We start from the raw sequence: 13,466 nt of genomic DNA, 5'->3' as shown, positions 1-13,466 counted from the left end.
AATTATGCAGCACCTGCTCCCGGCCACTATGTTTCCATAAACATAGGGGCTTTTTTGTATAATTTGAACTGTAATAGATGGTGTTATCAAGAGCTTGGATAAGAAAAAAGACACTTAGGATGCCAATCACAATATCGTTTTCCCAGATGTGTTTATCATTTTTGAAATGTGTCTGCCTGAGCTATCTATTCCGAAGGAGCCACGAGCTCTACTTTAATACGATCAGGGTCTTCAAAATAGACCGCGTAGTGCTCATTGCCGCCAGCATAGGGATGCAGGTGTTCATAAAGAATTGGGACGTTTGCTGCACGGAGCTGCCCGGTCATTTGATCCACATGAGATTTCGAACTGGCATGAAAGGCAATGTGATTCAACCCCGTCCGGCGCCGGTGGTAGGGGACATCCAAAAAACGGTCCTCTGTCTGTACAAATACGATATAGGAGGGGCCCAATTTGAAGCTGATCCCCTCCGGCCACTGCTGATGGATATGATAGCTAAGGTCCTCCAGCAGCCACTGCCAGAAGGCCATCGACCGTTCGAGATCGGATACATAAAGCTCGATATGGTGAATGAGTCCGTTCATGGGAGATTCTCCTTTTCATCCTTGAAATAATCGAAGGTGATACGCTGTAAAGCACCAGTCAAACCAGGATTATGTACTAAAATATCCTTGCAGAGAGCCTCCCATTCCAATAGCTTTAGTTCCCCTGCATGTAATGGAAACGAAAGATAGTAGGAGGCCACCGGGTCTTTAAGCAGAAGTAGTGGGCGCACGGCTTCATAGTCAGAATTGTAAACACCGCAGCCCACAATAAAAGAATACGGTGGCGGCGTCAGGAATACAACTAATGATACGTTGGGAGAGATTTTATACGGAATCCATTGCTGAGAACCGTTGGCCCAGCGACGAACTGATGAATAATGATGCTCATCAATAATGCATTTTAGATTCATAGGCGGTGCTCCTTTAGCCAACTATATTTTTATGCTTCATACTTGGTCAATTTATCAATTATCCGGGGAATATTCTTTAAACAATTTGTACTTGCGTGAGCATTAGAAGAGGCGTCCGTCGTTTTATGAATTGTAAGCATTCCCAGTTCTTTAGCGGGAAAGATATCCGCTTCAAGATGATCTCCGATAAATACTGTATTCGCAGCCTGTACTCGAAAATAATCCAGTGCATATTGGAAAATTTGCGGCTCCGGTTTGCGAATACTGAGTTGATCCGAGGTGACGATAAGATCCATATATTGTTCAATGGCTAAAGCAGTTATCTTGTGACGCTGGTAAAAATCACGGCCATTGGTCACAATTCCTATTTTATATTTCTGTTTGTGTAAAGCTGCAAGCATGTAGTGTAATCCTGGAAAGCCTTTGCTGAATTCGGGAAAGTACTCATTTAAATTTTGTAATAACTCCTCGAGAAGTTTGTCCGGAATATCACATTGACGGCCAATTTCCTCGTAAACGACAGTTTTAGGCAGCGGCTGATTATTCAGGGACATAAAGAAATTTTTAAACGTCTGAAGATCTGCATAACGGTGCAACGCAAAACATTTGTGCTGATATTCAGAGAAAACCGTTAGTGTTTGTTGTTTGTCGAGCAGTGTCTGGTCTAAATCAAATAAAACAACGTCGATGGCCAAGGGAAAACCTCCTGTGAAATTCAATTTTCCAGACAGAAAGACAAGCAGTTCTCTCTTTCCCTATTTATTGTAAAAAAGTATCATAGAGGGAAGATAAAGTAAAATAAATACCTGGAGACATCTTTCTGGAGGAGGTGCGCACAAAATCCGTGTTCATCATTATGATGCGTTTAGTGAAATACCTCATAAAGGGAATCCGGCAGGGGTCGTTTTTGACGGAGACCATCTGACAGAAACAGAAATGCAGAATGCAGCGTATCAGGTTGGATTTAATGAAACGGCCTTTGTATTATCCTCCGAAGCAGCAGATATACGACTGTGCTTTTTTACCCCGGGTCACGAAATGGATTTATGCGGTCACGCTACGCTGGCTTCCGTTTATTCATTAAAAAGTGAAGGGGTGCTTGATGACAAAGAACGTATCACGGTGGAAACAAGGGCTGGTATTTTAACGGTTACGATACAAACTTCTGAAAATCAACAGCACACAATTACGATGACTCAGGCACCGCCTAAATTTGAAATGTTTCATGGCTCCCGGGCTTCTCTGGCTGCTTCGATGGGGATAGAGGAAAATGATATTCACACTGATCTGCCCATCGTGTATGGAAACACCGGAACGTGGACGCTGCTGGTGCCGATTGCTCACATAGCCAGCTTTGAAAGGATGAGGCCTGATAATTCATTGTTTCCAGATGTGCTTACGAAAATGCCTAAAGCTTCCATTCATCCGTTTTGTCTGGAGACGTATGATGAAGCAGCTGATATGCATGCGAGGCATTTCTCCTCCCCGTATTCGGGGACCGTGGAAGATCCTGTCACAGGGACTGCATCCGGGGTTTTGGGCGCTTTTTGGGCGGCCTATATAGATGAAAGCTTTCGTTCGCCGCTGCAGCTTACCGTAGAGCAGGGGCAGGAGATGAATAAGGATGGCCGGGTTTACGTGCAGGTCGAAAGGCAAAAGGATAATGTTGATGTGAGTATTACCGGCCGTGCGGTTTATGTAACCAGCTTTGATGTAGCTTTATAATAGAAGAATTTTTCGGAAGATCAAAAGGAGCAGAGAATGAGTGAACTGGATGGTAATAAAGTATTTTTAAGGCAAGCCAACGAGACCGACATAAAGCAGCTGTACGAATGGAAATACATCGACAAGCATCAGGCAGCAAAAAAATGGAATGCGCCGTATATCGAGGAAAATTTCATTTCTTTTTCCTCCTATCAAGAGCAGTGGCTGGCAGAAATTTTTCCCGGTATCCCTGCTGCATTGGCTATTATCGCTGACCGCCAGGCGATTGGTTATACAGGAGCTTACTGGGTGGATGCCAATACATACTGGATGGAAACAGGTATTGTCATTTACGATTCTGCCTATTGGAACGGGGGTTATGGCACAGAGGCATATCGCTTATGGATTGATTATTTATTTCACTACACAGATCTTCACCGCTTAGGCATGACTACCTGGTCAGCGAACGAACGCATGGTGCAGGTCGCTAAAAAATTAGGAATGAAGGAAGAGGCCCGTATTCGGGAGGCGAGATACTGGCAGGGAAGCTACTATGACTCGATTAAAATGGGCATATTAAGAAAAGAATGGGAAAACCTGCAAAGCATTGATGGCCAAAGGAACAAATAAGAAGGCCGAAACATATGCTTTTTCTTGTGAAGAATAACCCGAGGAAGAAAGGAATGATCTGATGAAAATCTTACGTGATGCCTCGACCCCCGACGATCCGGAAAAGCTTGTGGATGAACTTTTGCAGCGACCGTTATTTGCTCATTTATCTACGGTTCATGAAGAGGGGCCCCGGGAGTCTCCCGTATGGTTTTTATGGGAGAACAAGGAGATTTGGATTCTTGGGAATACGCGAACCAATTCGTTTTCTGCACGGATTGAAAGCGAACCCCGATGTGCGCTTGGTATCGTGGATTTTAACCCTGCAACCGGTCTCGTTCAGCACGCAGGTATCCGGGGCTGGGGCAGCCTTCTTGCTCATGATCGTGAACGGGTTTTCCGGTTGTTCTGCAAATATATGGGTGCTCCGGAGCATTGGGATTCACGATTTACAAAAGTTTTGGGCGACCCGGCTTGGGTTCTGGTTCGCATAAGTCCTGAGACGGTCGTTGTACGTGATCAATCGTATGATCGTATTTAAAATGGGAAGGGAGTTGCTATAGTGCAGCAGTCGCCTGTCTATTTGTTTCGGTGGATGTGGATTTCGTTGCTGCCGGTGACTATCATTGCACTTTTGGGAGTTATTCAATTACCGGGACTTAAATGGGTGTGGGAGTTTATTGGTTCGGTTACAGTGGTCTGCTTCTTTCTCTTCCTGGACTTCACATGGAGCAAAAAGCATCGCCATAAAGAACGCTCCTGACTTCATGAAGGGTGGGAGAAAATAGGGAATGGAAGAGGAGGGACTCCAATAGATATCTTTGGTGTGATTGCGGTTGTTTTATTTTCAATTTTTCTTGGTCTGCTTCCGGTAGCGTTCTTTGTTTATCCATATTGGCTTCAGCAGCAATCCGCCCGGGCTGTTGAAGCGAAAACGTATGGCATGACCCTCCTGATTTTTGCATTGATGATCCTGTCCGGGTATGTAGCGTTTTATGTATGAATGCGTAAAGCTTAAATTTGGTTCAAGGAAAAGACGTACTCGATATTCATCAGTGGAACAGGAAAAGCCATGTCATTTATTAGATGTAACAATAGCGGAGAAATTCAAATGAGTGAAAATAAAGAAGAGGAAGAAAGAAGAAGAGAAAGGCTGAGACAAGAGGAATTAAAACGAAACCCCACTGGTAATATGAATGATTCCTTTCACCGCGCAGGAAGCGGAAGCCTTGTGGATCTCGTTACCGGTTTGGGCTGGAAAGGAACAGGCATACTTATTCTTGTAATTATAGCGGGGTTCATAGTTGCTTCGTTTTTCTTCGGCTAAAAAATAGCTTAAGGAACTGGTATCCATATTTTATTAACATTTCAAGCTTGATATAATGGGATTTATCGCCTGTTCACCTTCTGGCGAAATGTGTCAGAAGGGAGGTGACAAAGTGTTTGAACTTTTATTGATGGACTTTCTTTTTCCACTCGCTTCGACCGTGATTGGAATAGTATTTGCTGACTTGTTGCTAAGGCGAATACGTAAGAAAAGCAAGAACAGGCGATGATAGCAACAAAAAAGAGCACTCAGATGGTTACGACATCTGGGTGCTCCCTTTTTATGGTGACAAAATGTTGAACTTTTATACACCAATCCTATCACAGTAATTGAGAAAATGTAAATCTGGTATAGAATGAGATAGGGTGAAAATAAGAGAGACCTTAGAAGCTTTATCTTACTACAAAGGTTTCTTATAATTCTACGCCTCTTTCTTTTGCTGAAGCTGGCGCACTTTGAACAGATAGCCAAAATAAGGAAGGGCGGTAAAAATGAGCGGCATTAGCGCAAGCATTGTCGCAACAGTATCAATAATACTAAACCACGAAGAGGAAGGAAGCAGCGATGATAGAATCCAGAGCACAGTAACGAGGAACAGAAAAAATACCAGTGATACGAACGCGTATCGGCCAAGCTGCTGCTTTTGCTGTAGGTAGACGTCCTGCTTATCCTGCTCTTTCGTATATAAAGGTTTCGTTTCAGGTGGAGCACGAAAAATATGTGTCGTTTCTTCGGCGGAGCACACATGCTCCCAGCCGGCATCCTGATACAGTTGAAAATAATCTGAATCGGGGCGGACACGGTAATCCAGTTCGTAATGCATGCTTGCAGGCTGACCGCGTTTCAGCTTGTAGCCCATAAATCCAAACTGCTCCAGATGCCAGCCTTTGCTGGACTGCTGCTCTAATTTTTGCATATCCTTGTGTTCCGAGAAGGCGAGACCGCCGCTCGTTATGTATTTTCGTTTCGCCATGGTAAAGGCACTCCTTTCTGTTCCAATGCTTCTTTTCCGTGATATACCATCTGTTCCCGACGCTGGACCTCCTGCTGAAAGATGTCCATCCCTGTTTCTGTAATAATATAGACCTTTCGCTGCTCGGCTTCCTTCCATAGCTCGATATAGCCGGCATGCAGCAGCTTCTGGGTCATTGTGTATACCGATCCTGGTCCCAGATTGACCTTTCCCTCTGTTAAATCAGCAATGGTCTGCATGATGGCATAGCCGTGCTTTGGCTTCATCAGAGCTAAAAGAATATAGTAGTGAGTATCCGTTAAGTCGCCGGAAGCCAGACTGTCTTTGCGTCCCAAAAAAAGGCCTCCTTTCATATCATTTAATGATAAGTTATAAAATATTATATCATTAAATAATATAAATGCAACTTGAATAATTTGAAATGTTTGGAAATGGTATGTAGATGGGAAAAAAGTTGGTGATGGAATAAAGGAGGCAAACCAATGAAACGCATTTCAAAATGGATGCTCTCTACGATTACTGCTGCCGGTATGATCGTGACGCCGGCCGGAGCCCTGGCATCCAATGACGAATCAGAAGAACCAATGATGAATGTACATACTACAATGGCATCGGAAATGGCGGTAACAAATGAGGACCCAGGAAAAAGCATAGCGATCATGCGGGCTGCCTTAAATGCGCATGGATATTTGATGGATGTTGAGAGCATCCTTGGGATGAATACATGGGCCTTTCTCGTTGAACATCAAAATACTGAGAATGAAAGCAAAAGCGGGAATGCTTCAGAGAGCGAAAAACAGGGAGCAGCAGTAGCTTCAGGGGAAGAAGCCGTTGAAACAGTGAAGCAAAATGAAGACTTTGGCGATGACATACGGTTCAGTGATCTTGGCGGTGACTTGCGGGAAGACGGGAAGGGATCCTATTATACAGTCCAATTAACATCACAAGAGCTTTCAGAAGCCGGTGGAACGGGGACCGTGGACCGTTTTAAAGTGTATCAGAACGGAGAGTATACCTCTGTCTACGGAGAGGAACAGAATACAAGCAGTGATCAAAATCAATCCTCGGCGGAAGACACCGACCGATATGTCAATGCCCGCTTTGGCTACCGGATCGATTATCCGTCTGACTGGGAGCCGCAGCAGGAAGCGGACAACGGAGACGGCAGGGTTTTACAGGTGTTTGATGACAGCCATAATGCTCTGGTATTTGGAAGTCATGAGGACAGTAACAAGGCAGAGTTTACAGAGAGCAGCTCATACAAAGAAATGGAACTAAAAGAGGGCGGCACGGGATATTATCAGCTATCCGAAGAGGAGGACAGCTTTACATTTTCCCTTCGGATGTTTGAAAACAATAATAGATATGGATTCGAAGCTGAGGTGCCGGAAGAAAAGGGGGCCCCGTCGCAGGAAGAGATTCGGGAAATTGCCAGAACACTTACCGTGCTGGAATCCGAAGAAGAATAGAAAAAGCGGAGGTGGATTATTTCCCTCTCCGCTTTATTAGGAATTTTCACAATGAGTATAAACTGTTTCTTCTAAGAGGTCTGGTAGCATTGCGAGCTGGTATTGCCAAAGCTTTTCCCATCCTGACATAATAAATGGAGAAACCGGGGACCATGTCGAACGTAAAAATACATAGGCTTGATGAACAGGAATAAAATTAAAGAATTCATTACGTCACAGGCGGGGAGATGAAAAATGAAGGCTATGACATTGTGTCACCAGGCGTTTTGTATTGTGTTTCTTATTTTAATGGGATTGGATTTTACAGGAGTTATTACTATCCCATTCTGGCTTTTTAATGGTTTGGTAGCTGTACTCCTTATATCTACAATTGTTATTTGGATAGACCAGAGAAAGAAAAAACAAGAAAGCATCGGGCGATGAAATTTTATACTAGTGCTGAATTAAGCATTATTGAGGTGGTGGCTACAGATGAAAAATAAATCCATACGGTTTTTGGCGTATTTTCTTATTGGCATGCTTGTAGGGGCGTTGCTGCTGCAGCTGATAAATTAATCAGACGGAGTATTTGGATTTAGAGACAGCCTTGGTGATAAAGGAGAGAAGCATGGATGAGTATTTTTTCGTACTGGGCAGTATCACCTCCGCAGTATTTCTCTTTTACTGGGACAAAAAATCGAATAAAAATAAAAAGTAAAGGCTGGCCGTTAGTTAATAGAATTTCCGTTCTTTCATTTCTTTATCATTTCATAAATAGCGATCCCTATCCATCCAACCCCCGTACCTAACCAGATACAAAATGTTACAAAAGCTAAAGCAATCCCTGTAAATGGATCATCCGGCCCCAAAAAACTATAAATAATAATTCCTGTTCCTCCCAATACCAATAAAGCAGTCAAAGCATGCACAAATCTCTCTGTTTTCGGCAGCAGGTAGCTGAAAAATATTATGGGTGCGATAACAATTAGGATAGCAATAAAGAATCCATACTGCGCTATAAACGTCATGAACTTGTCCCTCCAGCTTATGTGCTTTAATTATGCCAATGCTGATAATACCTAATTTTACCATAATAATAAAAGGTCAGGTCTCGGCATTTAATTGTACTTTCAGCGCTCCAAAGCAATTTTGAATGATGACAAGTTGGAATAATGTTAAAGTTCTCTCTTTTTCCTTATAATGAAAGAAAAGATACTAAAAGGGGAGTTATATGAATAAAAAACGGTGGCTTATTAGTATAATAACCGTTCTTCTTCTGGCTGGCGGCTGGTATTTGTACCAGGCGTTTACGGCCGCAGAATATGAAGAAGTGGTGGCGACGGAACAGACGGAACTACAGGGGGATCTGGAAGGCATGGAGCAGGCTACGTTTGCCGGGGGGTGCTTCTGGTGCATGGAGCCGCCATTTGAATCCCGTCCCGGCGTCGTCAGCGTGATATCCGGCTATACGGGCGGCGAGGAAAAAAACCCTACGTATGATGAAGTGTCAAGCAAAGAAACAGGCCATCAGGAAGCAGTTCAAATTACGTATGATCCGGAGAAGATCAGCTACGAAGACCTTCTGCAGATTTACTGGCGCCAGATTGACCCGACGGATGACGAAGGGCAGTTTGTGGATAAAGGAGAGCCGTATTTGTCGGCCATATTTTATCATGATGAGGCGCAGCGTCAGGCAGCGGAAGCTTCCTTAATGGAAATGGAGAACTCCGGCCGGTTTGATGGAGATATTGTGACATCCATTGAAGAATACGATACGTTTTACGAAGCAGAGGCCTATCATCAGGATTACTACAAGAAAAACCCGGGAAGGTATGAATATTACCGTAATAATTCCGGACGCGATGCCTATTTGAACGATGTATGGGGAGAGGATAAAAAGTATGAAGTCAGCACGGACTCCCCGTTTACCGTTGAAGATAAAGAAGCGGCCGTTTCGGAATTGAACAGCATGCAGTATGAAGTGACGCAGGAAGACGGCACGGAGCCTGCTTACGATAATGCTTATCATGATAATGAGCAGGAAGGAATATACGTTGATATTGTCTCCGGAGAGCCTTTATTCAGCACGCGTGATCAGTTTGACTCTGGTACAGGCTGGCCGAGCTTCACGAAGCCTCTGGAGCTGGGCAATATTACGTATGAAGAAGACACTGGCATTTTAGGAACGAACGTAGAAGTGCGAAGCAAGCACGCAGATTCCCATTTAGGCCATGTGTTTCAGGACGGCCCGGAGCCAACAGGGCTTAGGTACTGCATGAATTCAGCAGCCATGGAATTTATTCCGGCTGATGAATTGGAAGGTACCGAATACGAGCAGTACGCGAAAAATTTTCAATAGCAGACAAAGCAAAGCTCTCTTCGTTTGGAAGAGGGCTTTTTTGCTGCTATTTATTCTACCAGCATAGATAAGACAGCCGTATTCTGTTAATCCTTCTTCAGGGACTCCTGCATACGAACGAGCGTGACGATGCCGGCGGCAAACGGAAGCACAGCCACGAGGCCGATGGCCCAGGAAACGTTCAGCGTGTCCACAAACAGGCCGGCGAGAAGCGCCCACAGGGAAAAGGCCTGCAGCCAGAGGCCGCCGACGATGAGCCACTTGCGGCCGATCACATCGCTCCAGGGGCCGGTAAACAGCTGAGCCATGCCCCAGGTGAGGGGATACGCCGCCACGAGCACACCGATTTGGCTGACGGATAATCCGCCGGATGCGAAAAAGAGCGGGAATAGGCCCCAGGCCATGCCGTCCTTGAGGTTGGTCGTCAGCCCGGCAAAGCTGAAGCTCGAAAGGGCGGGCTGCTTCCAGGTCGTCTGGGTAAACGCCTGCCAAAAAGGGAGGGAGGATTCCCCGGAAGCCGTCTGACGGACCACCTGCCTGCTAGTATCCGGTACGAACAATGAAAGCAGGAACCCGAGGCCCACGATGCCGAAGCCAAGAAGGAACGGCTCGGGGCGTAGGGAGGTCGTCGAAGCCACGTAGCCGGAAACGGCGGCCATCACGGAAAGCCCCATATAGCCGGCAAACTCATTCAGACCGACAGCCATCCCGCGCTGAGACGGTTTCGCCAGATCCACCTTCATATTTACGGTCATCGACCAGGTCAGCCCCTGATTGATGCCTAAAAAGATATTGGCGACGATGACCATCCACCAGGCGGAGGCAAAAATAATCAGGAGAGGGACAAAGAGGCCGAATACCCATCCCATTAATAATATTTTCTTGCGTCCAAAGCGGTCGGCAAGCGCACCGGCCAGGAGGTTGACCAGGGCTTTGGAAAACCCAAAGCTGACAATAAAGGAGAGAGCGGCGCTGGCCGATGCAAGGCCAAACAGCTTTTCGCCGATCAGCGGGAGCACGGTGCGTTCCAATCCGACCATCGAGCCGACAAAGACGTTAATGAGTATTAATAGAAAAAAGGGAAGACGGTTTTCAACAATACCGATGGAAGCCGCTTTGGATGTCATCATTTATTCCTCCTTTACTTGGTAAAATGAGGAGCCTTTACGTGGATTCATTGGAGGTTTTACGTTTGCTCCGCTTCCACCATATACTGGCCGTCGTTCAGGACGTGGATAGTGGTGGTAAATCCGTAGCTCTCGATGGTCCTGGCGAACCCCTCCGAAGATAACCGGATTTCAAGCGGCGGCCCGGAGGCTGTCTCTGTGGCTTCCCATTCGTAAAAGAAGATCGTGCCTCCGGGCTTCAGAATACGCCGGAGCTCGGCGAACCCCTGGTCAAAATCATCGATTTCATGCATCACAAAGGCAACGACGATTTTATCGACCTGGTGCTCTGTTAAGGCAATCTTCTCCAGGCCCGATAGGATCAAGGTGATATTGGAGGCACGGGCTTGTTCGGCATAGGCCTTTAATTCGGTTAACATCCGGTCCTCGATATCGACGGCGTATACGTGGCGGGCCCTTTCGGCCATAGGGATCGTGAAGTATCCGTTGCCGGCACCGATATCTGCGATCAGATCCGTTTCCTGAATATTCATCAGCGGCAGCAGCTTCGTCATCGGAAGGGCCTGCTGCCGTTCGTCACTCCGGAGTTTTTGGGATTTGGCAGGATCAAAGCGGTGGCTCATATAATCTCCTCCTTAAGCATGATAAAAGGGGCCCTGCATCGTACAGAGCCCCCGGTATTTCGTTTGTTTTGTGCTCACCCTTAGCTGGTGGTTTCGAGCTGTTCCTTTTTCCATTTCATGAAGCCACCCTCTACGTTAATCACGTCAAAGCCGTGGTTCTGGAGAATGCTGGCGGCGATGGCGGAGCGTTTGCCTGAGGCGCAGTGGACGGCTACCGGCTGCTCCGTGGAAAGTTCATCGGTACGGGTTGGCAGCTGCTGAAGCGACACATGCACCGCGTCCGGTACGTGGGACTGGTCCCATTCGTCCTGGTAGCGGACATCGAGAATCTGCACATCGTTGTGGCGGCGGCGTTCCTCCACCTGCTTCGGCTTTTCGTTCGTATACGTGCGCAGGTTCGAGGCGCTGGCGACCACCGACGTGGCAAAGAATCCTTTCAGCCGGTCCATGCCCATGCCGGTAAGAATCCGGCGCAGCTCGTGGTGATCGGCTGGATCAGCGATCAGGTAAATATCCGCGTCATAGTCGGCGAGCCGGCCCATCCATTCGGCAAACGATCCGGGGAACGGCAGGTTGATCGTGCCCGGAATGCTTCCCATTGCGAAAGCGGCGGCACTGCGGGTATCAACGACCATCGTATGGTCCTGCCCGGCCAGGGCGGCCACATCGTCGCCGGAGCCCTGCATTTCCACGGCCGCCGGGATCTCGGCGAGCGGGGTCATGGCCTGCTTGTTCACTTCTTTCATTTTGGCAAAATACGCTGGCGGCTCGCTCTGGCCGTCGAGGAGAAAATTTACGAAGGCCTGCTCGTCGGTCGGCTGAAAGGCGGGATTGTACATCCGCTCGTAGCCGACGGTGCTTGTTGGCACCGCGCCGAGTGCTTTGCCACAGGCACTGCCGGCGCCGTGCCCCGGCCAGATCTGCATATAATCGCCGTATTTCTTGAACTGCTGGAGGGACTCGAACATCTGCCGGGCGCCTTTATCCGCGGAATCCTTTACGCCGACGGATTTTTCGAGCAGGTCCGGACGGCCGACATCGCCGACAAAGACGAAGTCGCCGGTAAATACCCCCCTCGGGCGATCGGCAGCTGCACCGTCGGTGAGCTCATAGGAGACATGCTCCGGCGTATGGCCCGGCGTGTGCAGGGCTTTCAGCTTGATGTTGCCGATATAAATGTCTTCGCCGTGCTTCACGCCATGGAGCGGCAGATCCTGATTCCATTCGTAGCCGCCATTGTCGGTGCCTTCGGTGGAATAATAGATGGTGGCGCCGGTCCGGCGGGCAAGCTCGGTGACGCCGGAAACAAAGTCTGCATGAATATGGGTCTCGAACGCCCCGGTAATACGGAATCCCTGTTCGCGGGCGATCTGCAGATATTCTTCAATATTGCGGGATGGGTCGATCACGGCTGCCTCTCCGGTCGCCTGGCAGCCGACCATGTAGGAGGCCTGAGCTAACGCGGTGTCATAAAAATATTTCAAATACATCAATCATCGCTCCTTAAGTTTAGAATAAGTCTTACTCGGTTTTTCCGGTCCATTCGTTCATGCCGCCCGCCATGCTGCGGACGGTAAAGCCCTGATCCTGGAGGGCTTCCGCCGCCCGGGCACTGCGTTTGCCGGAGCGGCACACGGTGACATAGGTACGGGAGGGATCGAGTTCGTTCATCCGGTCAGGAACTGTGCCGAGAGGGATATGGACCGATCCCGGGATGCGTCCTTCGTCGAGTTCTTCGTCCTCCCGGACGTCAATCACCTGATAAGCGCCGTTCTCTTTTTCGAGCAATTGCTGAACATCCTTCGGCTGTACTTCTTTAATACGTTTTTCATCTGCCATTTAATTCACCTCATCGTTATTCGTGGTTTTCTATTCATGATACCTGTATTTGCGCTTTCATTTTCTAAATGTCATTTACGGGGGAGGGTATCAAGCGATTCAAAAAATTTTAGACGGTCTGATCGATGCCTTTTTTCAAGCGCTGTTCAATATCTTCAGCGGTCGCTGTTAATGCTGGTTCTTCGGCCAGCTCCATTAATACAGAAGGGCGGGGCATGCTGATATACGTGGACCCTGCTTCTTCATACACGGTGATTTTACATGGAAGAAAATTGCCGACCAGCTTGTTTTTGTTTAATACCTGTTCAGCCTCTTTCGGGTTGCACACTTCAAGCACCCGGTGCTGGTCCGGAAAATCGATGCCTTTTTCCTGTAATTTGTCTTGCAGGTCAAAATTCCAGAGCACGCCAAAACCAATGTCTTTAAGATTGGCTTCGAGATCTTCGACGGCTGTACGGACAGGTTTCGACGTGGTGACGGTATAATGAAACATGGGAATACC

General features: G+C 47.3%; 17 protein-coding genes. 6 read left to right on the top strand and 11 right to left on the bottom strand.

What is annotated here, in order from left to right; genetic code table 11:
- Window positions 1–185: 185 nt before the first annotated feature.
- From SIC45_RS09155 to SIC45_RS09145, 3 genes are read right to left on the bottom strand one after another with little or no spacing between them, the layout of a single operon-like run.
- Complete coding sequence (locus SIC45_RS09155) at window positions 186–584, bottom strand: VOC family protein (RefSeq protein WP_319631929.1); 399 nt, start codon at window positions 582–584, stop codon at window positions 186–188.
- A complete protein-coding gene (locus tag SIC45_RS09150) occupies window positions 581–955 on the bottom strand; it encodes a hypothetical protein (protein WP_319631928.1) in 375 nt (124 codons plus the stop codon). The genes SIC45_RS09155 and SIC45_RS09150 overlap by 4 nt, the downstream gene beginning before the upstream one ends.
- Window positions 956–984: 29 nt before the next feature.
- On the bottom strand, window positions 985–1,650 hold the full coding sequence (locus SIC45_RS09145) for an HAD family hydrolase (RefSeq protein ID WP_319631927.1): 666 nt from the start codon (window positions 1,648–1,650) through the stop codon (window positions 985–987).
- Between the two features lie 145 nt (window positions 1,651–1,795).
- Between SIC45_RS09145 and SIC45_RS09140 the strand changes: the two genes are divergently transcribed.
- From SIC45_RS09140 to SIC45_RS09125, 4 genes are all read left to right on the top strand, one after another.
- Complete coding sequence (locus SIC45_RS09140; RefSeq protein ID WP_319632954.1) at window positions 1,796–2,680, top strand: PhzF family phenazine biosynthesis protein; 885 nt, start codon at window positions 1,796–1,798, stop codon at window positions 2,678–2,680.
- Between the two features lie 36 nt (window positions 2,681–2,716).
- A complete protein-coding gene (locus tag SIC45_RS09135; RefSeq protein ID WP_319631926.1) occupies window positions 2,717–3,289 on the top strand; it encodes a GNAT family protein in 573 nt (190 codons plus the stop codon).
- A 61-nt stretch (window positions 3,290–3,350) separates the two neighbouring features.
- Window positions 3,351–3,809, top strand: a complete 459-nt coding sequence (locus SIC45_RS09130; protein ID WP_319631925.1) for a pyridoxamine 5'-phosphate oxidase family protein — start codon at window positions 3,351–3,353, stop codon at window positions 3,807–3,809.
- Window positions 3,810–4,379: 570 nt separating this feature from the next.
- Complete coding sequence (locus SIC45_RS09125) at window positions 4,380–4,595, top strand: DUF6366 family protein (protein WP_319631924.1); 216 nt, start codon at window positions 4,380–4,382, stop codon at window positions 4,593–4,595.
- A 421-nt stretch (window positions 4,596–5,016) separates the two neighbouring features.
- On the opposite strand, the gene SIC45_RS09120 is transcribed toward SIC45_RS09125, so the two are convergent.
- On the bottom strand, window positions 5,017–5,568 hold the full coding sequence (locus tag SIC45_RS09120) for a DUF2812 domain-containing protein (protein ID WP_319631923.1): 552 nt from the start codon (window positions 5,566–5,568) through the stop codon (window positions 5,017–5,019).
- Window positions 5,547–5,903 carry a PadR family transcriptional regulator gene (locus tag SIC45_RS09115; RefSeq protein WP_298788974.1) on the bottom strand — a complete coding sequence of 119 codons (357 nt, stop codon included), beginning with the start codon at window positions 5,901–5,903 and terminating at the stop codon, window positions 5,547–5,549. The genes SIC45_RS09120 and SIC45_RS09115 overlap by 22 nt, the downstream gene beginning before the upstream one ends.
- Window positions 5,904–6,050: 147 nt before the next feature.
- Between SIC45_RS09115 and SIC45_RS09110 the strand changes: the two genes are divergently transcribed.
- On the top strand, window positions 6,051–7,037 hold the full coding sequence (locus SIC45_RS09110; protein WP_319631922.1) for a hypothetical protein: 987 nt from the start codon (window positions 6,051–6,053) through the stop codon (window positions 7,035–7,037).
- A gap of 731 nt (window positions 7,038–7,768) precedes the next feature.
- Here the strand turns inward: SIC45_RS09110 and SIC45_RS09105 are convergent.
- Window positions 7,769–8,044: a hypothetical protein gene (locus SIC45_RS09105; protein WP_319631921.1), complete on the bottom strand. Its 276-nt coding sequence runs from the start codon at window positions 8,042–8,044 to the stop codon at window positions 7,769–7,771.
- A gap of 203 nt (window positions 8,045–8,247) precedes the next feature.
- On the opposite strand from SIC45_RS09105, the gene msrA reads away from it, so the two are divergent.
- Window positions 8,248–9,375 carry a peptide-methionine (S)-S-oxide reductase MsrA gene (msrA, locus tag SIC45_RS09100; RefSeq protein ID WP_319631920.1) on the top strand — a complete coding sequence of 376 codons (1,128 nt, stop codon included), beginning with the start codon at window positions 8,248–8,250 and terminating at the stop codon, window positions 9,373–9,375.
- An 86-nt stretch (window positions 9,376–9,461) separates the two neighbouring features.
- On the opposite strand, the gene SIC45_RS09095 is transcribed toward msrA, so the two are convergent.
- The 5 genes from SIC45_RS09095 to SIC45_RS09070 form a co-directional block, all read right to left on the bottom strand.
- Window positions 9,462–10,505 carry an MFS transporter gene (locus tag SIC45_RS09095; RefSeq protein ID WP_319631919.1) on the bottom strand — a complete coding sequence of 348 codons (1,044 nt, stop codon included), beginning with the start codon at window positions 10,503–10,505 and terminating at the stop codon, window positions 9,462–9,464.
- A gap of 56 nt (window positions 10,506–10,561) precedes the next feature.
- Window positions 10,562–11,125: a class I SAM-dependent methyltransferase gene (locus tag SIC45_RS09090; RefSeq protein WP_319631918.1), complete on the bottom strand. Its 564-nt coding sequence runs from the start codon at window positions 11,123–11,125 to the stop codon at window positions 10,562–10,564.
- 80 nt (window positions 11,126–11,205) lie between these two features.
- Window positions 11,206–12,567 (bottom strand): MBL fold metallo-hydrolase, encoded by a 1,362-nt coding sequence (locus tag SIC45_RS09085; protein WP_413645939.1) that lies wholly within the window; start codon window positions 12,565–12,567, stop codon window positions 11,206–11,208.
- A gap of 79 nt (window positions 12,568–12,646) precedes the next feature.
- Window positions 12,647–12,964, bottom strand: a complete 318-nt coding sequence (locus tag SIC45_RS09075) for a rhodanese-like domain-containing protein (RefSeq protein WP_319631917.1) — start codon at window positions 12,962–12,964, stop codon at window positions 12,647–12,649.
- A gap of 109 nt (window positions 12,965–13,073) precedes the next feature.
- Window positions 13,074–13,457, bottom strand: a complete 384-nt coding sequence (locus tag SIC45_RS09070) for a DUF302 domain-containing protein (RefSeq protein ID WP_319631916.1) — start codon at window positions 13,455–13,457, stop codon at window positions 13,074–13,076.
- Between the last annotated feature and the right edge of the window lie 9 nt (window positions 13,458–13,466).

Origin of the sequence: Marinococcus sp. PL1-022 (genome assembly GCF_033845285.1) — a bacterium.
GTDB lineage: Bacteria > Bacillota > Bacilli > Bacillales > Marinococcaceae > Marinococcus.
This window is presented reverse-complemented; position numbering and strand designations above follow the sequence as displayed.